16 protein-coding genes and 1 tRNA gene are annotated in these 23,815 nt (G+C 59.5%); 7 read left to right on the top strand and 10 right to left on the bottom strand.

Annotated elements, in window-relative coordinates; genetic code table 11:
- The first annotated feature begins 15 nt into the window (after positions 1-15).
- The gene (phoU, locus tag G1C97_RS01145; protein ID WP_100496261.1) at positions 16-690 is read left to right on the top strand and encodes a phosphate signaling complex protein PhoU; all 675 of its coding nucleotides are present in this window, start codon (positions 16-18) and stop codon (positions 688-690) included.
- 436 nt (positions 691-1,126) lie between these two features.
- On the opposite strand, the gene G1C97_RS01140 is transcribed toward phoU, so the two are convergent.
- The 4 genes from G1C97_RS01140 to lysS form a co-directional block, all read right to left on the bottom strand.
- Complete coding sequence (locus tag G1C97_RS01140) at positions 1,127-1,867, bottom strand: phosphoglyceromutase (RefSeq protein WP_100493512.1); 741 nt, start codon at positions 1,865-1,867, stop codon at positions 1,127-1,129.
- Between the two features lie 201 nt (positions 1,868-2,068).
- A complete protein-coding gene (menA, locus tag G1C97_RS01135; RefSeq protein ID WP_169240133.1) occupies positions 2,069-3,037 on the bottom strand; it encodes a 1,4-dihydroxy-2-naphthoate octaprenyltransferase in 969 nt (322 codons plus the stop codon).
- Positions 3,038-3,279: 242 nt separating this feature from the next.
- Positions 3,280-4,503: an MFS transporter gene (locus tag G1C97_RS01130; RefSeq protein WP_169240132.1), complete on the bottom strand. Its 1,224-nt coding sequence runs from the start codon at positions 4,501-4,503 to the stop codon at positions 3,280-3,282.
- A gap of 425 nt (positions 4,504-4,928) precedes the next feature.
- The gene (gene lysS, locus G1C97_RS01125) at positions 4,929-6,608 is read right to left on the bottom strand and encodes a lysine--tRNA ligase (protein WP_100496262.1); all 1,680 of its coding nucleotides are present in this window, start codon (positions 6,606-6,608) and stop codon (positions 4,929-4,931) included.
- A gap of 260 nt (positions 6,609-6,868) precedes the next feature.
- Here lysS and G1C97_RS01120 point away from each other — a divergent pair.
- From G1C97_RS01120 to G1C97_RS01105, 4 genes are all read left to right on the top strand, one after another.
- Positions 6,869-6,942: transfer RNA gene (locus G1C97_RS01120), tRNA-Pro, on the top strand.
- A gap of 161 nt (positions 6,943-7,103) precedes the next feature.
- Positions 7,104-8,294 (top strand): MFS transporter, encoded by a 1,191-nt coding sequence (locus G1C97_RS01115; protein ID WP_169240131.1) that lies wholly within the window; start codon positions 7,104-7,106, stop codon positions 8,292-8,294.
- 287 nt (positions 8,295-8,581) lie between these two features.
- The gene (locus G1C97_RS01110; protein ID WP_169240130.1) at positions 8,582-10,741 is read left to right on the top strand and encodes a DUF4037 domain-containing protein; all 2,160 of its coding nucleotides are present in this window, start codon (positions 8,582-8,584) and stop codon (positions 10,739-10,741) included.
- Between the two features lie 43 nt (positions 10,742-10,784).
- On the top strand, positions 10,785-11,423 hold the full coding sequence (locus tag G1C97_RS01105) for a DUF4125 family protein (protein ID WP_169240129.1): 639 nt from the start codon (positions 10,785-10,787) through the stop codon (positions 11,421-11,423).
- A gap of 82 nt (positions 11,424-11,505) precedes the next feature.
- Here G1C97_RS01105 and G1C97_RS01100 read toward each other — a convergent pair whose 3' ends face one another.
- The 3 genes from G1C97_RS01100 to G1C97_RS01090 all read right to left on the bottom strand — a co-directional run bounded on the left by G1C97_RS01100 (position 11,506) and on the right by G1C97_RS01090 (position 16,188).
- Positions 11,506-13,254 carry an alpha/beta hydrolase family protein gene (locus G1C97_RS01100; RefSeq protein ID WP_169240128.1) on the bottom strand — a complete coding sequence of 583 codons (1,749 nt, stop codon included), beginning with the start codon at positions 13,252-13,254 and terminating at the stop codon, positions 11,506-11,508.
- Positions 13,255-13,366: 112 nt separating this feature from the next.
- Positions 13,367-14,242, bottom strand: coding sequence for a sodium/calcium exchanger protein (locus tag G1C97_RS01095; protein ID WP_169240127.1), 876 nt, complete (start codon positions 14,240-14,242; stop codon positions 13,367-13,369).
- Between the two features lie 11 nt (positions 14,243-14,253).
- On the bottom strand, positions 14,254-16,188 hold the full coding sequence (locus G1C97_RS01090; protein WP_240950938.1) for a PspC domain-containing protein: 1,935 nt from the start codon (positions 16,186-16,188) through the stop codon (positions 14,254-14,256).
- A 263-nt stretch (positions 16,189-16,451) separates the two neighbouring features.
- Here G1C97_RS01090 and G1C97_RS01085 point away from each other — a divergent pair, with 263 nt between their 5' ends.
- Positions 16,452-17,816, top strand: coding sequence for an ATP-binding protein (locus tag G1C97_RS01085; RefSeq protein WP_240950965.1), 1,365 nt, complete (start codon positions 16,452-16,454; stop codon positions 17,814-17,816).
- A complete protein-coding gene (locus G1C97_RS01080; protein ID WP_169240126.1) occupies positions 17,813-18,511 on the top strand; it encodes a LuxR C-terminal-related transcriptional regulator in 699 nt (232 codons plus the stop codon). Before G1C97_RS01085 ends, G1C97_RS01080 begins: the two co-directional genes overlap by 4 nt.
- A 398-nt stretch (positions 18,512-18,909) precedes the next feature.
- Here G1C97_RS01080 and galE read toward each other — a convergent pair whose 3' ends face one another.
- The 3 genes from galE to G1C97_RS01065 form a co-directional block, all read right to left on the bottom strand.
- Positions 18,910-19,935 (bottom strand): UDP-glucose 4-epimerase GalE, encoded by a 1,026-nt coding sequence (gene galE / locus G1C97_RS01075; RefSeq protein WP_100496270.1) that lies wholly within the window; start codon positions 19,933-19,935, stop codon positions 18,910-18,912.
- A gap of 350 nt (positions 19,936-20,285) precedes the next feature.
- Positions 20,286-21,338 carry a LacI family DNA-binding transcriptional regulator gene (locus G1C97_RS01070; RefSeq protein WP_169240125.1) on the bottom strand — a complete coding sequence of 351 codons (1,053 nt, stop codon included), beginning with the start codon at positions 21,336-21,338 and terminating at the stop codon, positions 20,286-20,288.
- Between the two features lie 112 nt (positions 21,339-21,450).
- Positions 21,451-23,793, bottom strand: a complete 2,343-nt coding sequence (locus G1C97_RS01065) for a beta-galactosidase (RefSeq protein WP_169240124.1) — start codon at positions 23,791-23,793, stop codon at positions 21,451-21,453.
- Positions 23,794-23,815 lie beyond the last annotated feature (22 nt).

Here is a 23,815-nt window from a genome sequence, read left to right as displayed (position 1 = left end):
TGAAAGGCTAGAGAAATGCGCGTTATTTTCAACGAGGAGATGAAGCAGGTAGCTGACGACCTCGACCACATGGCGCAGGATGTGCGTAAGGCGATCAACGGCGCCGGCGAAGCCCTGTTGAAGCAGGATGTCGAAGCCGCACAGACCGTCATCGACGGCGACATTGAAATCGACGCTTTGGAATCATCCATTATCGACCAGTGCGTCCACCTGCTGGCTAAGCAGACTCCGGTGGCCACCGACCTGCGCGTGGTGGTCTCTACCCTGCGTTTGGCTTCCACCTTCGAACGTATGGGCGATTTGGCTCGTCATGTGGCCGAGGGTGCCCGTCGCACCTACCCGGCCTCCCCCCTGCCTGAATCCGCTCAGCCGGTGTTCGCCGAAATGATCGACTTCCTGAGCAACACGGCCGATCAGATGGTGGGCATGCTCGCCGATCGCGACGCCAAGACCGCCGAGCATGTGATTCTCGACGACGACAAGCTCGATGCACTGCATCATCAGACCTTCGAGCTGGCTCTCGCCGACGATATCACCCGTCAGCAGACCGTGGATATCGTGCTGCTGGGCCGCTTCCTGGAGCGTCTCGGCGATCATGCCGTATCCGCCGCACGACGTGTGGTGTACATCGTCTCCGGCTTCGATCCGTCCAAGAAGCCGACGAGGGACGAGGGCACCGACATCGACTGATTTCAGCATTGGCTCCGGCGTATTGTGCATTGGCCGGCCGATGGTTCGATAATTCAAGACCTATCCCCTAGGGGATGCACGAAAACGGCGTTCCGGTTACGACTGGACGCCGTTTTTCTTTTTGCTTTCCGTACAGTGCCTGAGCACAACACTCATGATTCCGCGATTTTTTATTATTGTGCGCAAGCTTCATGAGCGCCCAGATGTATCAATAAGAACAAAATGGCTTATTTCCAACGATTCCAATCGCACTTCAATACACACGATATTCATTATTGAAGTTTTTCGCAGTTTTGTGCGCGCACAAACCCTTACTATTCCCTCAAAGAGGCAATATGTGCGCAACATACGGCTGCTGATACGCAGCTGCACACGAAAAAGGGACTGCACATGATTTTGTGCAGTCCCTTGATGTCTTAAGCGCTAGCGCTTCAGGTCACTTCTGACCCTGAGCGGCGACGGCGGCGGCACCGGCAGCAGCAGCTTCCGGATCCAGGTACTCGCCACGCGGCTTGATCGGCTTGAAGTTCTCGTCCAGCTCGTACAGCAGCGGAATAGCGGTCGGGATGTTGACCTTGGCGATCTCTTCCTCGGACAGGTTATCCAGCATCTTGACGATGGCGCGGAGGCTGTTGCCGTGAGCGGCGATCAGGACGGTCTTGCCAGCCTTCAGCTCCGGCTCGATGGCGGACTTGAAGTACGGCTCAACACGCTTGACCACATCGGCCAGGCACTCGGCTTCCGGAACCGGGTCGCCCACGTAGCGCGGATCATGGTTCTGGGCGTACTCGTCGTTCGGATCGATCTCGGGCGGCGGGGTGGCGTAGGAACGACGCCACAGCATGAACTTCTCGTCGCCGTACTCTTCGCGGATCTCGGTCTTGTTCTTGCCCTGCAGAGCGCCGTAGTGACGCTCGTTGAGACGCCAGTTGCGCTCAACCGGAATCCACAGACGATCTGCGGCATCCAGCGCGATGTTGGCGGTGTTGATGGCACGACGCAGCAGGGAGGTGAACACGATGTCCGGAAGGACGTTCTTCTCCTTGAGCAGCTCGCCGCCGCGCTTGGCTTCGGCTTCACCCTGTTCGGTCAGCGGAACGTCGACCCAGCCGGTGAACTGGTTGGTTTTATTCCATGCGCTCTGTCCATGACGGAGCAGTACTAGTTTGTAAGACATACGGCCAGTCTACCGCCCGAATAGCCCAAACACGAGCATTCGTCTTGCCCACTGTGCACTTTTCGCGCGAATATTGCGTAAACATCCCCAATACGCGCCTTCTCCCACACTTTTCGCGCGAATAATGCGTAAACCTCCCAAATACATGTCCGATCCCACACTTTTCGCGCGAATCGGATGCTGAGATTGGATATTCAAAGATCAAAGAACGACGGCAACGCCTACGGCTATGGCGAACAGCAGGGTCTGGCAACCGGCGGCACCCAGCGCCGCACGGAATTGATGCCTGAATATGCTGAGCATCAGACGAACGGATACCGCTATGCCGGCGAACGGCAATATGCCGCCCCATGGCATCCATAGGGTCACGCAGACATACAGGCCAAGCAGCCACGCACCCACGCAACAAGCGATGAACAGCATGACTGCACGACGCTTCCCCAGCCGTACAGCCAACGTGTATTTGCCGTGTTGCCGATCCTCGGCCATGTCACGCAGATTGTTGACCATGAGCAGTATCGCGGCGTTCAGTCCGCAACAAACGGCTCCCAGCGCACCCAGTGCGTCAACACTGCCGGTAAGCGCGTATTCGGTACCGAGCACTGCGGCGAGTCCGAAAAACAGGAACACGCCGACTTCTCCGAAACCGGCATATCCGTATGGATGCTTGCCGCCGGTATAGAACCAGCCGGCGATCAGGCTCGCCGTGCCGACCGCGAACAGCCACCATCCTTGTGCGATGAGAATCGCCGTGACACCGGCGGCGCACGTGATTGCCGCAGCGATCACGGCGGCGGCCAGCACATACTTGGACGGGACACCGGATGCGACCAGACGTTGCGGTTTGTTGGCAGTCGCCGACGTCTCATCCGCATCCCGCCCGTCGTCGGTGCCGCGAATGCCATCGGAATAATCATTGGCATAGTTGACGGCGATCTGCAGAAAAAGCGCGACGATCACGCACAGGACGGCAACCGGCCAGAAGCGACCTGCCAAGTCGGACTGCAACGCTCGACGCTCCAAGCATTCGGCCGGCACCGGATATATCTCGATACAGGTGCCGAGCTGTTCGATACGCCGGACAGCCAGCGCCGCCCCTACCAATACCGGCGCAATTGAGGCAGGCAAGGTTTTCGGGCGCAACCCGGTGAGCCATAAACGCAGATTCATGATTCCCACAGTAACCTTCACGGCGGCCCATCGTATGGAAACCTATGACATAACGACAACTCCCCACAGCGATCAACGGAGGTCGCCGTGGGGAGCAGCATGGGTTCATGGGGCCATAGGTTTCCAGGGACGTATAGTCGGCGCTTTACCGGCACGACGCTGCCGAGAGCCTTATTCCCGTGCAGCGCGCAGATTATGCACCGCCACTCCTCATGCTCTCAGCGGGCAGATCAACGGGTAGGTCAGCGGGTAGAACCGTAGGACTTGAAGAAGATGCTGAGCAGCGCCACGTAAGCCACGCCGACGGTCATGACGAGAATGGCGCCAAGCTGCATGCCCATCGCGTCGGAAGCCAGTCCCATCAGCGGCGGGAAGATCGCGCCACCGATCAGACCGATCATCATCAGGCCGGAGACCTCGTTCTGGCGCTCCGGCAAGTGCAGCAGACCGGTGGTGAGCATAATCGAGAACACGTTCGCGTTGCCCATGCCCACGAAAGCGAGGCCGGCATATGCCAGCCACACCGGCATGCCATCGAATCCGGCGAACAGGATAAAGCACACCGAGGAAAGCGCCATAAGCGCGCCGCAACCGCGAAGGATCTGCTTACGAGTGAACCGCTGCAGCAGCACGGACCCGGACAGGCAGCTCAGGGTGCGGAACGCGAAATAGACGCTGGTGGCACCGCCAGCGACTTCAATGCCCATGGACGAATGCTCCATCAGGATCTTCGGTGCGGTGGCGTTGATGCCGACGTCTACGCCCACGTGGCATACGATGCCGAGGAAGCACAGCAGAATCACCGGATTCTTGAGCAGCGCGAAGCAACCGAGCACACTGGTCTTTCCGGAATCAGGAGCGTTCTCCTTGATGTCGTCGAAGGCGAGCATGATGAACGCGAGAATCGCGCACACCAGATAGATCGGGTACAACAGCCACCACTTGCCGAACGTGGTGGCGGCCCAACCGGCGATCAGCGGGGCGATGAACGAGGCGATGGCCTTGACGAACTGGCCGAAGGTGAGCATGCCGGCAAGTTTTTCGTCATGCGCCAGGTTGCCGACAAGCGGGTTGAGGGAGACCTGCATGAACGTGTTGCCGATGCCCAACAGGCAGAACGAGGCGACGACGAAGACGAGCTGAACGGTTGCGGCCGGGATGAGATAGCCGACAATCGGCAGCAGACAGCCAAGCGCGGTGATCGCGATGGCAACAAGCACGGTCATACGGCGGCCGATACGGTTCATGAGCATGCCGGCCGGCACGGAGAGCACCAAGAACCAGAAGAAGGTCATGGTGGTGAAGATGTTGCTCACCGAATCGGACAGCCCGAAGTCGGACTGCACGTAATTGGAAGCGGTGCCTACAAGGTCCACGAAGCCCATCACGAAGAAGGACATCATGACCGGCACGAGGACGGCGAAGGGGGCGTTGCCGAGTTTGTCGGCCTGAGCGTTCTGTGTCATCTCATTCTCAGATGAGGCAGACTTGAGGGTCATCGTTACTCCGATCTTGCTCTCTGGTTGCCAGGTACGCAAAGAAGAACGACTGTCGAGTCGTTCTGTGGTCGGTAACGCCTCCGGAGAAACGGAGTAACGCCCTTTCTTTAACAAGTCAATGATGGTAACGCCGGCTGCCGCCGCGACACGCGCGGCCACGAACCATGCCGACCGCCGCCGGCTGCCTCGGAGCATGGTTCTTCGGCATAGATTTCACATTGTTGAAAGGATGTCAAAAGGACGTCAATACATGCAAAAAAGGGTTCTGCCATACGGCAGAACCCTTTGCGGACCTTACCGAATCCGAAACCTCGCCGGACTCAGAAGAATCAGAAGACTCAGAAGAATCAGAAGAATCAGAAGATCCAGAAGACTCAGAAGCAAAGCCCCATTCAGTTCAACGGCTTGACCAGCGGGAAGGTGATGGTCTCGCGGATCGTGGCACCGGTCAGCGCGATGAGCAGTCGGTCGATGCCCATGCCCATGCCACCGGCCGGCGGCATACCCACGCCGAGGGCCTCCAGGAAGTCCTCATCGATATCGCAGGCCTCCTCGTCGCCCGCCAGCGCATCCTTGGCCTGAGCCACGAAACGTTCACGCTGCACGACCGGGTCGTTGAGCTCGGAGTAGCCGGTGGCCAGCTCGAAGCCGCGTACATAGAGATCCCACTTCTCCACCACGCCCGGCTTGTTGCGGTGGCCCTTGACCAAGGGGGAGGTTTCGACCGGGAAGTCGCGTACGAAGGTCGGCTCGTAGAGCTTGTCTTCATAGAAGTGCTCCCACAGGTGTTCGACGAGCTTGCCGTGGTTCTCCACATCGTCGCGTTCCACACCGAGCTTGTCGGCGATGGCGCCCAAGTGCTCCACGGAGGTGCCGGGATGCTCGGGGCCGCCGTTCGGCACGATCTCCTCGCCAAGCGCCTCGGAGAGGGAGTCGTACATGCTGATCGTGCGCCATTCGCCGCCGAAGTCGTATTCGGTGCCGTCCAGCAGCGTGACTTTATGAGAGCCGTACACGTCCATGGCGGTCTTCTGCACCAGTTCCTTGACCAGCTGGCCAATGGAATCGTAGGTGCCATAGGCCTGATAGGCTTCGACCATCGTGAACTCGGGGGCGTGCGTGGCGTCGACGCCCTCGTTGCGGAAATCACGGTTGATCTCGAACACACGGTCGATGCCGCCGACCAGGCAGCGCTTGAGGAACAGTTCGGGAGCGATGCGCAGGTAGAGATCCAGATCGAAGGCGTTCATATGCGTGGTGAACGGACGGGCCGCCGCACCACCGTGCAGGGTCTGCAGCATCGGTGTTTCGACCTCAAGGAAGCCGTGATCGTCGAAAGTGCGACGCAGGGAAGCCACGGCCTTGGAACGGTTGCGCACCATGTTGCGGATCTTCTCGTCCGCGATCATGCCGATGTACGGCTTGCGGGTACGGGTATCCTCGTTCAGGTCCTTATGCAGTGCCGGCAGCGGCTGCAATGCCTTGGAAGCGATGGCCCACTCAGTGGCGAACACGGAAAGCTCGCCGGTCTTGGAGGCGATCACACGACCCTTGAGATACAGATGGTCACCAAGGTCCACCAGCTGCTTGAACTGCTTCAGGGAATCAGCGCCGATCTCCTTCTTGGAGATCATGCCCTGGATCTTGGTGCCGTCGCCAGCGGACAACTGCACGAAGCACAGGCCGCCAGCGTTGCGCAGGAACAGAACACGGCCGGCGATGCCGACCATGTCTTCGGTCTCCTGGCCGGCTTCGAGCTTGCCATCATACTTGGCGCGCACCTCCTCGATGGTGCTGGTAACGTCCAGATGCACCGGGTAGGGGGCGATGCCGGCGTTCAGCATCATGGCGCGCTTGGCCACACGCATCTGCACCTGCTCGGGGTGCGCCAGCGGGCCGAATTCCTTGTTGCTCGGGTCCACGGCCTCGTCCAGCGTGGCACCAGCCTTGATCTTCTCGGTAATGGTGGCGTCCTGCTTGAGTAGCATTTCCGCACGCTCAACGGTGCTCATCTGCGGGACGGCCGGGGTTTCGTTCTCGGTATTCTCAGTATTTTCAACAACTTCAGCCATGGTTCTTCAGTGTACGCAAGACCGGCGAATTCTCTACGCAGCCGATACGGCAAGCCAATATCGATACGCCGCGCCCGCCGCGCCGGGCTTTATTGCCGAGCATAATCACTGATGCGCAACCGCCGCATAGTCGCCCATTACCGAAAAAAGACCAATCGCAATACCGTGGAATCAGCGTCACAATCGTTGCAATCCCGGGCGACACGCCGCAATTTGTACAATCAGACCCACATATCGTAAGCTGTACGACGTTGCCAAAACGGGCTGTAGCGCAGCTTGGTAGCGCGCTTCGTTCGGGACGAAGAGGCCGCGGGTTCAAATCCCGCCAGCCCGACAACCGAAAGGGATCTGCTGAAGATGTTCGGCAGGTCCCTTTCTCCATATTCCAACCAATGTTCCTCTGCCCCCCCTAGGAGCGGAATACAAGAACCGGCAAAGGGGAATCATTCCCCAGTCCACCACCCACCAGCCGAAGAGCAATCAGAAGAGAGAACCATGAAAAGAAGCTTGTTAGCGCTCGCTTCGGGCGCGTTCATCCTCGGTGCCGCCGAGTTCGTCATGATGGGCATCCTTCCTCAAGCCGCGGCGGCGACCAACGTCGATATCCCCACCGCAGGCCACTATATTTCCGCATATGCCATCGGCGTGTGCATCGGCACGTTGATTCTGGTGTTTGGCCGCAAGGTGCCGCCGAAAAATCTCATCGTGCTCTTTATGGCTATTGCATTGACAGGCAACTTGCTTTCCGCGGTTTCCGTCAACGGCCCCATGCTCATCGCCGCGCGCTTTATTTCCGGGCTTCCGCATGGCGCCTTCTTCGGTACGGCCACGCTGATCGCCAAAACTCTTGCCGACAAAGGCAAGGAGGCGCAGTCCGTCGCGATGATGGTCACCGGGCAGACCGTAGCCAACATGCTCGGAGTACCTGCCGGAACATTGATGGCGGAATTCCTCTCCTGGAGACTTGCGTTCGGCTTGCTGGCCGCATGGGCGGCAATGACGATTGTGCTGGCACTCGCTTGGATCCCATATGTCGCTCCGATCAAGGACGCCGGCATCACCGGCCAGTTCCGGTTCCTTACGCGCCGTGGCCCTTGGGTGATTCTGGCCGCCGTGTTCACCGGCAACGCCGGCATATTCTGCTGGTGGAGCTACGTCTCCCCCTGGCTGCAAAAGTCCGGTAACTGGCCGTCCGGTTTGGTCCCGCTCTTGATGATGCTTGCCGGCTTCGGCATGGTGGTCGGCGGACTGATCGGCGGGCATATCACCGATCGTTGGCGGCACGCCGGAACCGCCGCGCTTGGTCAGGCGATTTCCTGCTTCGGCCTGTTGATGGTGTTCCTGCTGCCCGGCAACCAAGTGACGTCTGCGATGCTCACGTTCCTCATTGCATTCGGGCTGTTCTTCGTCTCCGCTCCGCAACAGCTGCTGATGACCGAATCCGGACAGGGCGGCGGCGAACTGATCGCCGGCGCAGCGGTGCAGGTGGCGTTCAACTTCGGCAACGCGGTCGGCTCCATCGTGGGCGGCGCCATGCTCAATGCGTTCTCCATGCAGTACCGTTTCACCGGTCTGGGAGGTCTTCCGTTGGCGATTGTTGCCGTGGGGCTGCTGGCATACTACTCGTGGCGTTGCGAGACGAATACCGATGCCATTCACCGCATGCACGAAGTCAAGGTGGACTGATTTTACCGGTTATTACCGGTAACGGTGCGGGGGCGGGCATGTGCGCGTCGACACGCTCAAGGCCGTTCGGCCAAGCCTACGGTCGTCACGCACATGCCCGCCCCCCGCACCTTCCGCATAGGGGAACTTCAAGAACACTAATGATGCTCTTTGCTTCCATAGCCCCCGCAAACTTTATCAATCGCCTGTTGAGAGCAAACTCACAGGCGATTTTTCATATGCGACCGACGCCTTGCTCATAGACTTGCCCGTAGACTGGTAGAAAAATCGGTTCAGGGAGGTACACGGTGGTTGACGAAGATGCGCTGCTGAAACAATTCGCCGCACAGTTCGAGCATGGTGCCGCGGATGGAGACGATACGGACGAAAGCCAAGACGCACCCGTAGATTTCGACGTCAACTCGTTTTTGAGCGGGCTGGACGATATCTTCAATCGTCATGCCGCCGCCCAAGAAGCCGGCCCCTATCTGGAACAGGCGGCGGTAGACGCCGAAAACGCGGGCGATGCGGCCGGACTGCTGACCGTACTCAACGAAACGATGGGATTCTATCGCTCCCAAGGACGACACGAAGAGAACCAATGGATCGTGCAGCGCGCGCTGGAACTGGCCGCCCGCATGGGACTGACCACCGGCACTTCCGAAGCGTGGGCCACCACACTGATCAACTGCGCCACAGCCATGCGCGCCGCCAAGCAATACGATCAGGCCGAAGACCTTTATCGTCAGGCGCAGGATGTATGCAGCCGTGCCTTCTCCCCCACCGATCGCAGACTCGCTGCACTGCACAACAATCTGTCGATGCTGTACAGCGAAACCGGACGTGCGGACCAAGCGGAGGCCGAACTGCGCGAGGCATTGCGTATCGTAGAGGAATCCAGCGTGAATCCGGAAGCGGACATCGATGTGGCCAGTTCACACACCAATCTGGCGTTGACTCTGCTCTCCTCAGCCGACAACAGTACCGCCAAGCTTGAGGACGCCCATCAGCATGCGGCCAAGGCGCTGGACATCTACAAAACCGGACATCTGGAGCATTCCGCGCACTACGCCTCCGCATTGGCTGGTTTCGCTCAGGTATGCTTTGCCGAAAAACGGTATGCTGATGCGGTGGACGGGTATCGCCGGGCGTTGGCGGTTATCGAGGAATGCTACGGCAGAGACACCGATTACTGGCGCATCACCGAGGAGAACCTGCGCGAGGCCGAACGTCAGGCCGAGCAACACGTCAGCGATCAGCCCGCGCCGTCCGTACAGCAGCCTTCCGCAGATTCCGCAGCTGCAGCATGCGACAACGCAAACGTTACGTCCGGCCCGTCCGGCAATGCCCGCGGAGCTGCCGCCGGAGCCGCGCCTCAGACAGTCTGCCCGATATCCGGCATGAAGCTGGCGCGCGCCTTCTGGAAACAGGTGGGCAAACCGATGATCGAGACGAAATATCCGCAGTATGCGAGCCGTATCGCCGCCGGTTTGGTGGGGCATGGTTCCGAATGCTATGGATTTGACGACGCGTACTCTCAGGACCATGATTTCGGCCCGCGGTTCTGCCTGTGGCTTTCGGATGAGGATTATGCGGCGATCGGAGAACAGTTGCAGGCCGATTACGAGTCGCTGCCTCGCAACTTCGCTGTGGATGAGCGGGGACAGGTCACTTTTGCATCAGCCGGCGAACCGAACAGCGACGCCGACGCGCATGCCGACGGCATGTCCCCCACTACCCCGCGGGCGCAGGGAACCGGACGACGCGACGGAGTGTTCCGCATCGGAGATTTCTTCACCGCCATTACCGGATATTCAGAAGCACCGGCGGCCGAGGCGACACATGAATGGCTGATGTTGGACGAGGCCACTCTGGCAGCCGCCACCAACGGTGAGGTCTTTGCCGATCCAGTGGGATCGTTGTCCAAAACCCGTCAGGGATTCAAGAACATGCCTGAGGACGTGCGTCTGGCCTTGATTTCCAAGCGTCTCGGCATGATTGCACAAGCTGGACAATACAATCTGCCCCGATCGCTGCAGCGCGCGGATGGCGCAGCGGCATGGCTGTCAATCAGCGAGTTCGTGGAGGCCACGGCCTCGTTGGTGTTTCTGATCAATACGCCTATGGTGGCGGGATATATGCCGTATTACAAATGGCGGTTTGCAGCATTGCGCAGGCTTTCCGGCTCAATATTCGCGAAGTTGCCCGATATCTGCCCCAAGTTGGAGGACGTGATGCGGCTCGCCTCGGCCGCCTGCTATGGCGGTGCCGGATTCGGCGAGGGAGGCAAGGGCTCAGCACCGGCGGCAGCCCGCATCGAATCAATCGTAGAGCAGATCGCCGAGGACATCGTCAGGGAACTGCTGCGCGAACATCTGACCACATCCGGCGAGACTTTCCTGGAATGGCAACGCCCGTACGTGGAGGAGCATATCACTTCGGACGACCCGGTTCTGAAGAGCCTGTAGCCCGGGAGACACATCAGGCTCAAACGTATGCGAAGGAGCTTCAATGACAACGACTCAGCAGAATGACGCGCTGGCCGAGATGCGCGAGACCATCGTGCGGCATGAATGGGATCAATTTCAACGCACCAACAACGAGGGAGGAAGGGCTGCATGCCAAGGCAACTGGCCGGTGTTTCATCAGATGAGACTGGCCCAGTTCCTCACGTGGGAGCGGCCGTTGCTGGAATCGTATGCCGCCGACCTTGATGAGGCGGACCATGCGGGCCGCAATCTCGTCACCGAAAAATACGGTCGTATGATGGCTTCCACCGCACCGGCCGAGTACGCGGCGAATATCGAGCCGTATATTCCCCGACTGGATGCGGACCGCATAGCACGGCAGGAGCAGGTGATCGCCCGACAGGTGGCATGGGCCGCTGATTTCCGTTCCCGCTACCCCAAGCTGGGCGAAGCCATGCGCGTGCTCACCACTGCGGAAGACACCGCGACCGCCACTTCGTTTGAAACCTATCTGCGCGGCGAGCTGGGCACGTACTCCCCTACCACGTTCGGTTTGTATGAAACGATGATCCGCGAGCGTGCTGCCGCCAACCCCCAGCGCAATATTACGGAAGAGACCCTGCTCAACACGGTACGGTTGGGAGGTTTCGACAGCTTGGATGAGGCCGAAGCCGCACAGTGACACAGCCGGCGCAGCGACACAGCCGGCGCAGTGGCATGTGCTACACAGCGCTCGCCAGCCGAGCCGGCACTGCACTGAACATCTAGAACTGGACCGGCAGTGCGAATAACCCCCAGAAGGCCATGGAGATCAGCGAGGTAAACGCGGCGAGCGCCACGATGCCGCAGATGGCATGACGGGTGCCGGTGAGGCGACGGCGAGAACGCCACCAGTATTCCAATTGCACGGCGTATGTGAGCACCAACAGTACGGTCAGCACCTGCAGCACCATCCAGCAGGTGCTGAACAGTCGCGGGAACGGCTGCATATATACCGACGCCAATCCCACGGCAGTCAAGTAGCCATACACCAGCATCGTTGTTACCGAAGATACGATGCCGAGCGACCAACATGGTCCGGCAATGCCCGGTGCTGGTGTCATGGACGACACACCGGAAGCTGTATCCGATTGCGAGGTTGCCCCCTCGCTGCCGGCTGCAGGCCCGCTCGCCCCGTTTGCAAAAGATCCGGCAACCGAATGCATATTGGGACGAACATGCAGGGCTGCGCGCTTGCCTTTGATGCACACCCGCGAGCTGCGACGTCGCGACAGAGCTGTCACCGCCACGCCGAGTCCCAGCACCATCGCGACAGCCAGCAGCACAGGACCGGCAGCCATGATGCCGACAAGTACGCCAAGGGAGCCTATGATCCCGGAATCAGTGCGCTCAGGGGCCGCGAATCGCTGATGCGGCTGCACGCCGGCAATTTGCGGCGTCGCCCAAGCTCCCGCCGCATTCCAAGATGCCGCATCCACGCTCGCATGGCCCACAGCGCCTTCCGTATCCGCGCTGTCGTTTCCGCGTTCGGCCACCACACCGTTGATCCAGTTCTCCAACGCCTGCGTATACCCGTCCGCAAGCGGCAGGTTCGGCGTGAACAAGCCTTGTCCGGCACGCATCTGATGGTTGGCCGCATAATAACGCACGGTTACATCACCATTGCCCACCCGATGCGCGGCGGACATGATGCGTTGTGCGCCTTGCTCAATAGGCATGGCCGTATCGTAAGTACCGTAACTGACGAGCACCGGCATAGTCAACGTTGACAGGTACCGGTCGGCATCGAAATCGGCATAGGCCAAGTCGAACGGTGCATAGTCAAGCGACATGAGCTTGGCCATATCTTTGATGACCGCCCGCGGCGCACCCACCTCTTTTGCATAAGCGCTGACGGCCATGGCCATCTGTTCGCGGCCTTTGAATACCGGCGCAGAGGTCAACGCCGCGAAAGCGATGTCTTTGCGGCCCGCCGCCAGAAGCGTGGCGATCCACGTACCTTCCGATTCGGCATATATGCCGGTGGCGTTCGGGTTTACGCCGACCGTGCCACGCAACACATCCAGCGCACGACCGTATTCGTTGGCGAACCGTGCGTAATCGCGGTGCAGTACCGTGTAATCGTCGTTACGTTTGGCGGGTACCAAGGTCACGATGCCGGCGGAAGCCATGGCGTTCGCGATATCGCCGAAATCCTCGGCCCCACTGGTACCGGAACCATGGATGAACAGGCAGGCGGGACGTAGCCCGGAAGCGTTCACAGGCTCACGCAACACGGCCGGCAGTCGTACTCCGCCGCCCATATTCACGGTGATGTTGGTTTCGCGGGTCCGGTAACGCCCTTCATGCGGAATGCTGACGTTGGCGGGTTCAATGTCGGGGTCACTGGTGGCGACCGTGACATGATCGGTATAAGGACGGATGTCCCAACGCGGCATCATCGCCCAGCCGAGTGTGGCGAACACCAGCAGCAGAGCCAGAGCAATCGCTATGATGCGCGCTATTCGTTTCATCCGCCCTCCCAGCTCAATATCCCAGCTCAATAAGACTGATGTTGCGTCGGCATCGACAATCGACGCGGCGCAACATCAGTCTTTGGTCATGACCTCAACAGGTGTACTCGTATCACTGCCCAGCCGTATCCTTCCGCTGTTGCGCAGCTCCCATGATGGCCCAGACAATGGCCACGATCACCAGGATCACGCCGATGGCACCACAAGCGACGGCCACTATCAGCTGCGGGTCCGCGGCGAACGTCGGAATCAGCGTGTTCGGGAACACCAGACCGAACACCAGCGCCGTCGCTCCGACGACAAGCCCCGATATGCCAAAGATGATCGTGAGCACACTCATTGCGCGCTTCGGTTCGGAGTCGGCGGGAGTTCGCGGATGTGTCTGCGAACGATTGTTGTTCGATGACTGCTGCGCAGGTGAGCCAGAAGCTGACGGAGACATGGGATTGGTTCGTTCCATATGCGGTGCGGCAGATTCGGACTTGTCCTGATTGCTGTGTCCGGTCTCGGGTTTCGGCTCGGCGGACGCTTCGCCGTACATCGGTATATCGTTCGCCGGAGCGATCGGCTCGCCGTGATATGGCAGCTCGCCGATGGGCAGACTCTTGGGATCGGGATCGTCACCTGTGTGCGCCGGCATCGGCTCGGTTTCGGCAGCATCGTGAGACCGGTCGGCGGACGTATCATCAGCCGTTTCATCGACGAGATCAGCCACGGATTCCAAAGCAAGAGTCCGGGACTCTCCGTCATCGGCCGCAGCAGCCAGCGGTTCAGTCACAGGAGGCAACGTTTCAGTTGCCGTGCCATCCTGAACGGTAGGCAGTACTGCGGTTGCCATCGTATTGTCGGACACGGGCAATACCGCGGTATCGGACGGTTCCGTCACGCTTCCATCTACAGGGGCGATGGTTTCGGTATCGGCCACCGGCAGCGCCTTGGTTGCGGTCACGTCATCAATGGTATGGAACTGCTGGGTATCGCTGTTCATTGCTGTTCCTCCTATTTGTCCTGATCGAAGTCCTGAATGTCGGACTTGGTCGCGCGTTCTGACGTCCCATCGATATCCGTCAAAGACTGCCGCTGCTGATCGCGGCTGACCTCGGTGCCGTGCAGCTTTTCAAACTGAGGGAATGTATACCCTTCCCAATTCGAGACATACGTCACGTTCACCCGTGCCTCCAGAGCGTAAGGCACGTCGATCAACAGTTCCGGGCCATCGAGCGGTGAACTTTCGTAATTGTTGAGCCACTCGTAATCGGTTCCGCTCATGCCCGACCCATAGGTGAGCGGAGAATCGGTCAGGAAACCTGTTGATATCGACATGATGCTGTAGCTGCTGCTCGTGGCATCGTATTTGCCGCCGATGGCCTCGGCTATCTGATATCCGCCACGATAGTTGCCGAACGCATACGAACAGCCATCCGGCAGGATGATGTGTATCTGCGAACGGTAGGCGGACAGGATGATGTTCCCGGCCGGGCAATGCGATATGGTCTTCTTGCCATTCTGGAGTTCCAGCTCGTGTTCGGGATGCGTGTCGCCCCATGCGGACAGATCGAGTATGGCATGGCTGTCCTCATAACGGTCGCCCATGAACAGCACCCCACTCTTCAGCGCCGCGAACGTGCCATCGCTGGAATCCGCCACCAACATCCCAGCGGATTGCACCTCATCCATACCGTACGCGTTCTTTGAGTCGGTACTTGAGTCAAGGCTCACGGTTGCCGCATAGGTACCGGTGTCATGAGTCAGATCATAGTAGTACGAGGAGTATGTGCCGGAGACGAAAATCATGGCCACGGCACATCCTCCCGCCACCAGTCCCAGCGGAATCAATCCGCCCGCGCGACGACCGCGTACGCCGAGAATCACGACGATAACGCCCATCACGATACAAACCGCCGCACTCCAGACAGTGACCAGTTCGATAATGGGGCCGAGACCAAAGCCGTTGGCCTCGATAGCCGCCATGACGCCGGCAAAGGACATGAACATCAGTCCCAGCACGATCAGCACCATAATGGGGCCAGCCGGCTTGCGGCGCAACGATTTCGCAGGTGACGCATCGGTCCGTGGTGAGGCATATCGGCCGGCGGAAGCGGTAGCGGCGGCAGAGCCCGGCGTAAACGGGCCGGCGTATGCGGTCTGCGGAGCCGGGCTGGCAGCAAACTGTCCCATAGGCATGGAGCCCGGTCCCGGATTGGGCGAAACCGGCGGTATCGGCTGGCCATTGTTCGGCATCGGCGCAGACGCGGCGAACGGACCGGCATAAGGTGAGGCATATACGGGAGCCCCCATCGGACCTGTACCGGCGGCGGTCGGCGTTGCCGGCGCGGGACCGGCGTACGGGCCGTATGGGGCGGTCGGACCAGTCGGACCAGTCGGAGCGTACCCGGAAGCCATCGGCCCCGTGTACGGGGTCTGCTGGCCGGCGTACGTACCAGTCGTACCGGCAGGACCGGCCATAGGCGGATTACCGCGCATGCTACGGGCACCGAACCCATACCCCTCCTGTTGGCGGATGCCGCTTTTGGCGAGCGCCCACAGCGTGACCGCCGCAAGCACGATGCACACCCAACCGGCACCGGGAATCACCACCGCCACGGCCATGAACAGGAAGCAGCCGAGGCAGTTCCAGTTCCACTGTCCAGCGACGAGATCCTCACCAAGGATGTGCCCGCCGCGCACATCCGGCAACAGGAACCAGCCCAGCGCGTACAGCGCCGCGCCAAAACCGAAGCACAGTGTGGAAACGATCATCAGCGCACGGACCAAGGTGGGGCTCCAGCCGAGCCGAGCCGCCAGACCGCTGCATACACCGCCGATCCAACGGTCGTCGCCGCGCATGATGCCGCTCGACCTGACCCAAGCGAAGAAACGCCGCGAAACCTTGTTTGGCTGCGGCTCATAAGGATTCATAGTGGGATTGCTCATGGTTCCATTACAGCAACGATTTGCCTGCACATCTCTCCGGAAACACCCTGATTGTTCCCTGAACCTCGGTTGAAACCCCGGTATCAAAGCCCTGAACGCGGCACAATGGAACCATGACCTTTCCCATGCACACCGGTTCGCCCGGTCATGCACCCTATGGACAGGCCTCGCCATATACACAACCGGGGCCTGCGGCGTCACCGTACGCGCCGTACGATGCCACTGTCTCGCCGGTCGCATCACCTACGGTGTCGCCGAGTCCGATGCCGGTGACGCCGATGGCACCCGCACAACTGCCGTTGATGCGTCCGAAACAGGGCCGTTGGCTGACCGGCGTATGCAAGGGCATCGCGCTCCATCTGGGAGTGTCCGTCACGTGGGTGCGACTGGCGTTCGTTCTGCTGACCATGATGTATGGAGCCGGCATTATCGGATACCTGTTTTTATGGATTTTCATGCCGTCCGGCGACCCGGTTGCGGCAGCCGCAGCGGCCTGCGCAACGGTTCCGGTGGGACAGGCCCCGCTGTCTCGTGGCAATGCAGGATCGATCGGTACAGCCGTAGAGGGCAATGATGGCGATGCCGCGGCCACTCCGGAATCATTGGCAGAAGCGGTCAAACGCGCACCCAAACCGGCGCTGGTGGCGCTCAGCGGCGTACTGCTCATGGGCATCGGGCTGCTATTGGTAAGCAGTGGCGTAGACACTACAGTGATTCTGCCGCTGCTGCTCGGCATGGCCGGCATCGCGCTGGCATGGATGAACCTTTCGCCGCATGGTACGCAACTGCTTTCCATGCTGGGAGGCATCGCGTTGATCTTCTGCGGATGGGCGCTGTACGTATCCAATGCAACGTTCGTCATGGCCGCCGGATGGGGTACTTCGCCTCGGCGCATCATGCTTTCAGGGTTCATCATGCTGGTGGCAGTCGTGGTGGCGGTTTTGCCTTGGGCAAGCGCCATGCTGCAACAGTTTTCGCATGAGAAAGCGCTCAAGGAACGCGAAGAGGAGCGTGCGGACATGACCGCGCATCTGCATGACGGCGTATTGCAGACGCTGGCGCTGATTCAGCTGCACAACCAGGAGCCGGACGTCATCTTCACGTTGGCCCGGGCCCAGGAGCGCGAATTGCGCGAATGGCTGTATCAGGAGCGGTCCACTTCAGATCGCTCGGTAAGCGCTGGCCTGAAGAAGATCGCGGCGGAAGTAGAGGATGGGCACGGCAAACCCATCGAAGTGGTCATCGTGGGAGATGCTCGCCCCAGCGCCCAGACGGATGCACTGCTGGACGCCACCCGTCAGGCGCTGGTCAACGCCGTGACGCATGGCGGCGAACCGATATCGCTGTATTGCGAAGCGGGGGCCACGCTGGTGGAGGCGTTCGTACGCGACCATGGTTCCGGTTTCGACATCGACACGATTCCACCGGACCGATTAGGCATTCGCGAGTCGATCATCGGCCGCATCAAACGACGTGGCGGTACAGTGGAAATCGTGTCCAGACCCGGTTGGGGTACCGAAGTCCGAATGCATATGCCGATTGCGTTGCACGCGGCATCGCAGTCTACGGCACAGTCCGCAGCATCACCTGCAGCACAGTCCGCAGCACCACAAGGAGAGACATCATGAGCGAAGAACAGGCTACGAAGATTCGCGTGGCCGTGGTGGACGACCATGAAATGTTTCGCGCAGGCGTGATCGCCACATTGCGCGATTCCTTTGATATTGTCGGCCAGGCGGCGGATGTGCCCGGCTCGGTGGCGATGATTGCCCAGACCAAACCGCAGGTGGTGTTGCTGGACGTGCATGTGCCTGGTGGTGAAGGTGGCGGCGGAGCTGAGATTCTGCTGAAATCTCGCCCCTACTCCCCTAATACGGTGTTCTTGGCGCTGTCCGTCTCGGATGCGCCGCAGGACGTGGGCGCGGTGATTCGCGCCGGCGCGCAGGGATACGTGACCAAAACGATCACCGGCGCGGACCTGATCTCCTCAATTAAGCAAGTACACGAAGGATATGCCGTATTCTCGCCGAAATTGGCTGGATTCGTGCTCTCAGCGTTCCAAGGTGCGGGTGCCGGCACCGGATTCGGGATCGATGCCGATACCGGCGGTCCGGTGCATGATGAGGAATTGGACCGGCTTTCTGCACGCGAGCAGGAAGTGATGCGACTCATCGCCCGCGGATATACCTACAAGGAGGTTGCTGCGGAGCTGTTCATCTCCATCAAAACCGTGGAGACGCATGTGAGTTCGGTGCTACGCAAGCTGCAGTTGTCCAACCGCACCGAACTGACACGTTGGGCTGCCGATCGACGGATCGTGTGACGATCAGCGAGTTGTTGGGCGGCGACCGGCGGCGCACGGCCATGCGCCGGCAAACTGCGGCACTGCTTTCTCGCTTACAAGGGGCTGATTTCCACTATAAGGAAGATCTATCTGCGTTACAAGGGGCGGTCAACCCTCTTCAAGCCTTCTATAACCGACGTCGTTTCAGCGGTTATAACGGTTGTTTGGTTCGTTGGCAGCCCCTTGTAAGCAAGATAGATTCTCCCGAAACCGGGAATCAGCCCCTTATAGACGAGATATCCCCTATACTGTGCGTCTCACCAGCACTGCCCGGCTCCAATGGGACTGCCGGAAACAAATATCGGGAAAAACGTGTGGGCCTTCACCGCTATGGATGCGGCGAAGGCCCACATGGTATCAATGAGTGGGATCACTCATCACTTCTCAGCGTCGCGGAAACCGTTCGGGTTCTTGGTCTGCCAGTTCAGGGAAGAAGCAGCCATGTCATCGATGGTCAGCTCGGCCTTCCAGTCGAGGTCGTGCTCGGCCTTGGAGGCATCGGCGTAGCAGGCGGCGATGTCGCCGGGACGACGGGGCTTGATCACGTACGGAATCGCGTGGCCGGCAGCCTTCTCGTAGGCCTTGATGACCTCAAGCACGGAGTAGCCATGACCGGTACCCAGGTTGTAGGTGAACACACCGGGCTTCTCGATGTGGTCGATGACGGCCACATGGCCTTTGGCGAGGTCCACCACATGGATGTAGTCACGAACGCCGGTGCCATCCGGGGTGTCGTAATCGTCGCCGAAGACCTGTACGGCCTTGAGCTCGCCGATGGCGACCTTGGCCACATATGGGGTGAGGTTGGCCGGAATGCCCTTCGGGTCTTCGCCCAGCAGACCGGACGCGTGAGCGCCAACCGGGTTGAAGTAGCGCAGCAGCACGATGGTCCACTCCGGATCGGCCACATGCACGTCGCGCAGGATCTGCTCCTGGAACAGCTTGGAGGTGCCGTACGGGTTGGTGGTGCCGCCGGTCGGGGTCGCTTCGGTGATCGGCAGTTCCTTCGGGTTGCCATACACGGTGGCGGAGGAGGAGAAGATGATCTTCTTGACGTTGTGGGCGCGCATGACCTTGAGCAGCACCAAGGTGGAATACAGGTTGTTGTCGTAGTACTCGATGGGCTTGGCCACGGACTCGCCTACGGCCTTGAGGCCAGCGAAGTGGATGACCCAGTCGATGGGGTTTTCATCGAAGATCTTGTTCATCAGGGCTTCGTCGCGCACATCGCCGTCGTAGCGCTTGATTTTCTTACCGGTGATCTGCTCGACGCGGTCCAGCGCCACGGGAGACGAATTGCCGTAGTTGTCAACGGAGACGACGTCATATCCCTTTTCCAACAGTTCGACATCGGTATGGGTGGCAATGAAGCCTGCACCGCCCGTAACCAGAACAGTGGTCATGTTTCCTCCTTGAAGGATCTTGCCTGATCTTTATCTTCGGCTCTAATCTTACACCAAGAAGTCGCAAAAATGTGCGTTTTTGTAATTTTCTGTTCGGTGTTTTTCGAATGAGCGTCAATCAAACATTCCTTATGTTGGCTTCGGGAACGGTAATGCCGCCGCCCAGAAGGACGCCCATCGATAAACCGCCGCTCTGCCAGCTGCAGGGCGACGTCGAGCTCTTTCCCCAATAAGACGATCATCCGACTGACGGCCGACCGGCTGCACCGCAGTTCGTCGGCAGCCGCGGACAAAAAACGAAGCCACTTGAACGATTCCCGGTTTCCGTACTCTCCTGTACGGCATCCCGGTCACCGAGTGGACGCCCTGGCGATGATATTGGATTGGGTAGTCATCAATTTCGGAGAATCGGCGGAACCTCCGATTCGGCTGATGATGCGTTTCACCGCCGTGGAAGTGACCCAATTCAGACGGGAATCCATACTGGTCAGCGGAATCTGCAGATATGCGTCCTCTTCAAGATTGTCAAACCCGATTATTTGAACGTCACGCGGAATCGTGATGCCGTTGGCGCACAGCACCGACATGGCACCGATTGCCAATTGGTCGTTGAGCGCGATCATCCCATCGAACGGAACCTGATTATCGAGCAGCTGTTTCGTGACATAGGCACCCCTGCCGATCGTCCAATCATGCCCGGTATCGCCGACGAGTCGGGCGTCCACGTCGATGCCGCGTCTCCGGCTTTCCTCTATGAAGCCTCTCATGCGCAACTGGCAGTTGCCTTCCTCGGCCTGCAGCAATTCGGATTCATCGAAGACCCCGCGCATACCGATCACCGCAAGCCTGCGCGCCCCTCGCTCATACAGATATGAAGCCGCCAAGGCACCGGCCTGCCGGTCATCGGGCGTGACATGATCCGCTATACCCCATGTGGTTCTGGCCCCGACAACGACCAGCGGGAAATCGACCTTCAGATCCTTTGGCGAGATGTTCTCCGTTTCGCTCATGGAGAGGATCATGCCGTCGGATACGGTGGAGTTGAAGTTTTGCAGCAAATCGCGCACACTGGCCGCCGATCCATGCCCATAGGTGGAAACATATACGGAATAGCCATGCTGCCGGGCGGTGTCGATGACCCGGTTGGCAAGCTCGGCCAGATATGGCGGGGTGAGCGTGGGGACGGCGAGAGTGAGGAATCCCGTACGGCCGCGACTCATATTGCGCGCCGCAGCATTGACCTTGTATCCGAGCCGTTGAATGACCGCTTCGACCCGCGCCCTCGTCTCCTCCGACATACGTCCGGAACCATTGATGACGTTCGAAGCGGTTTTCAGGGAGACTCCCGAAACCTGGGCCACCTCGCGTAGCGTCACACGATTCCTGTCCACACGCACAGCCATATTTCCGCTCCTTGGAAAGATGATGGGAATCCGATTCGTCGATGGCACCGGGCGTGACGGCGGTCAATCAGGCAGAGCAAAGTTCTGATCGATCGCCGTCCGCCTATTCGGTCTAAGCGCGCTGCCAGCGTTTGAGGGTGTACTCGTATACCGGCGTGATACCGACCGAGTGGATTTCGCTGGTCTCTTTGTCCACCTTCTCGCTGCGCGCGGCCATCGGGGAGTCCACGTCCACGCTCACACCCTCCTTCAACGGCGTGATGTAGAGCGTCAGCGGCCCATCGGCAAGCTGTTCCTTGAATTCATGCAGACCGATTTGCCAGACGTCTCCATTGGCGAAGTTGTCGTGGATCATATCGCCATTGAAGAAGGCGGAACCGATGTCTCCGGTGTACTTGACGTCCACCCAAGCGTTCTTGAGACCGTCCAGATCCTTTGGATTGATGCTCAGCGTCCAGCGAGTCCGGGATTTGCGTTCAAGTTCGAACGGCACCTCAGCCTTTGCGCCGCCCACCTCATACACGCCGAAACCGGATTCGTCGACGCGTTCGGGACTCGGACCATTGCCGGACAACACGCCCGCAGGAAGTGTGTATACCTTGCTGCAGGCCTCGGTGGTTTCCAGACGGATGCCGTTCTCGTCCGGAATCACCGCGCCTTGGGCGATGACAAGCGCCTGCTCGCAGCCGCTTTCGACTTGTCCGCCGTTCGGCAGGTCCACAACGAACAGTTTGTCCGCGTGCGCACGGTCCAGCACGACGATGTCGGCCTTGGCTCCGTCCTGCGTCACTGTAAAGCGCTCAATCGGGGCCGCCGGATCGCAACGGTATTCATTGCCGCCTTGAGAGGTGATCGCGTCATCGACGAATGTGAAGGTCGGTTCGGGCATACCCGTCGGCTTGACGAACACATACAGGGACTCGCCACCTACGGTTACGCGGGTGACGGGCTGCACGGTCGCCTTGGCAAGGGTCACTCCGTCGAGAACCATGTTGAACGGAAGCACGCAGTTCTCGTCCGCCTCGATGCCGATGTTCGGGAAGGTCACGGGGACCGCATCGTCGGAGAACGTTATGGTGATAGTCTCGCCGTTGCGAGCCGGCATATGCACGTGGTCCTGGAAATTGTTGATGAATACGAAGCCGGAATGGCCGGATGCGCGCACGGACCAACGCAACGGTTCGGTGTCAGTGGGGTCGATTTGGTTCTGGCCGGCCGGCAAAGCGGGAAGCATCGTCACCAATTCGTCTTCGAACGAGCGGGCGAACAGGTGCAGCATCTTCAGTCGATCATAGGATTGACGGGTCTGTGCGAACTCGCCGAGCGGCGCTTGAAAATCATAGGAGATTTTCGGACATTGGCTTTCGTTCATGAACCCGCCATCACGCTTGGGGTTCGTGCCGCCCTTGATAACGTAGTAGCCCAGGAAGTTGCAGCCGGATGCGGTCTTGACGTTTGCCATCGCATCCACGGACTTCCACGGCAGGATGAAGCGGTAGTTGTACGAGCAGAACATGCCGCCACCCATCTCGCAGCATGCGTACAGGCAATCCTCAGGCGTGTAGTTCGTCTCGAACATGTCGTATTTGGATTCGGCCATGTCTTTGGACGAGTGGAAGTTCTGGTAGTCATATTCCAGTGTGGCCGGATGCTTCCCACCGCCCGGCGTGTAGAACAGCCACGGGCGGTATGGATATCCGCCCCACATCGGAATGGCGGAATCGGTGGTCACGGCGTCGCCCCATGCGGTGGCGGTGTAGAACGCCGTGTCGAAACCGTACTTGAGCGCCAGCTTCTTCAGTGCATTGATGTATGCTTCGCCGCTGCTGCCACCGTTGACCCATTCATTGGCGACGCCGGTGGTGCATTCCCACGGTGCGGATGAATGCTCGTACTCGTTGTCGAGTTGGGTGGCGATGATCGGACCACCGTCCTTGTACATCATGCCCCTGAGCTGTTCGCCGACATGGGCATAGTAGTCATCCACTGCCTTCAGGAATCCGGGATCGTCCTCGCGTACCTCATACGGCTGGCCGTACAACCAGTCGGGCAGCCCGCCGTTGCGGGTTTCGGAGTGCACGAAAGGTCCGATGCGAGCCACACACCACAAACCATGCTTGGCGCACAATTGCACAAAACGACGCAAGTCACGCCGGCCGGTGAAGTCCCATTCGCCCTGATGTTCCTCGTGATGGATCCAATAGACATAGAAGGAGATGACGTTCACACCCATCATCTTGAGTTTGATGAGCTCGTCCTCCCACTGCCACGCTTCCACCCGGGAGAACTCAAACTCGCCCATGATCACAAAGCGTGGTTTCCCATTCACTGTCATGTAGTAGTTCGTGAAACGGATTTCGTTGCCCTGTGGGTCCTTATTGGCGCCATAGTAACGTTCCGGAAGGTCTACGAACGTAGGCGTTGTCACATCGACGGTAACGGCATGTACAGCCACGGTTATCTCCTAACCTCGTTAT

Source organism: Bifidobacterium olomucense (genome assembly GCF_012932375.1).
Lineage (GTDB): Bacteria > Actinomycetota > Actinomycetes > Actinomycetales > Bifidobacteriaceae > Bifidobacterium > Bifidobacterium olomucense.
The sequence above is the reverse complement of the archived record's forward strand: the minus strand, read 5'-3'. Positions and strand labels throughout refer to the sequence as shown.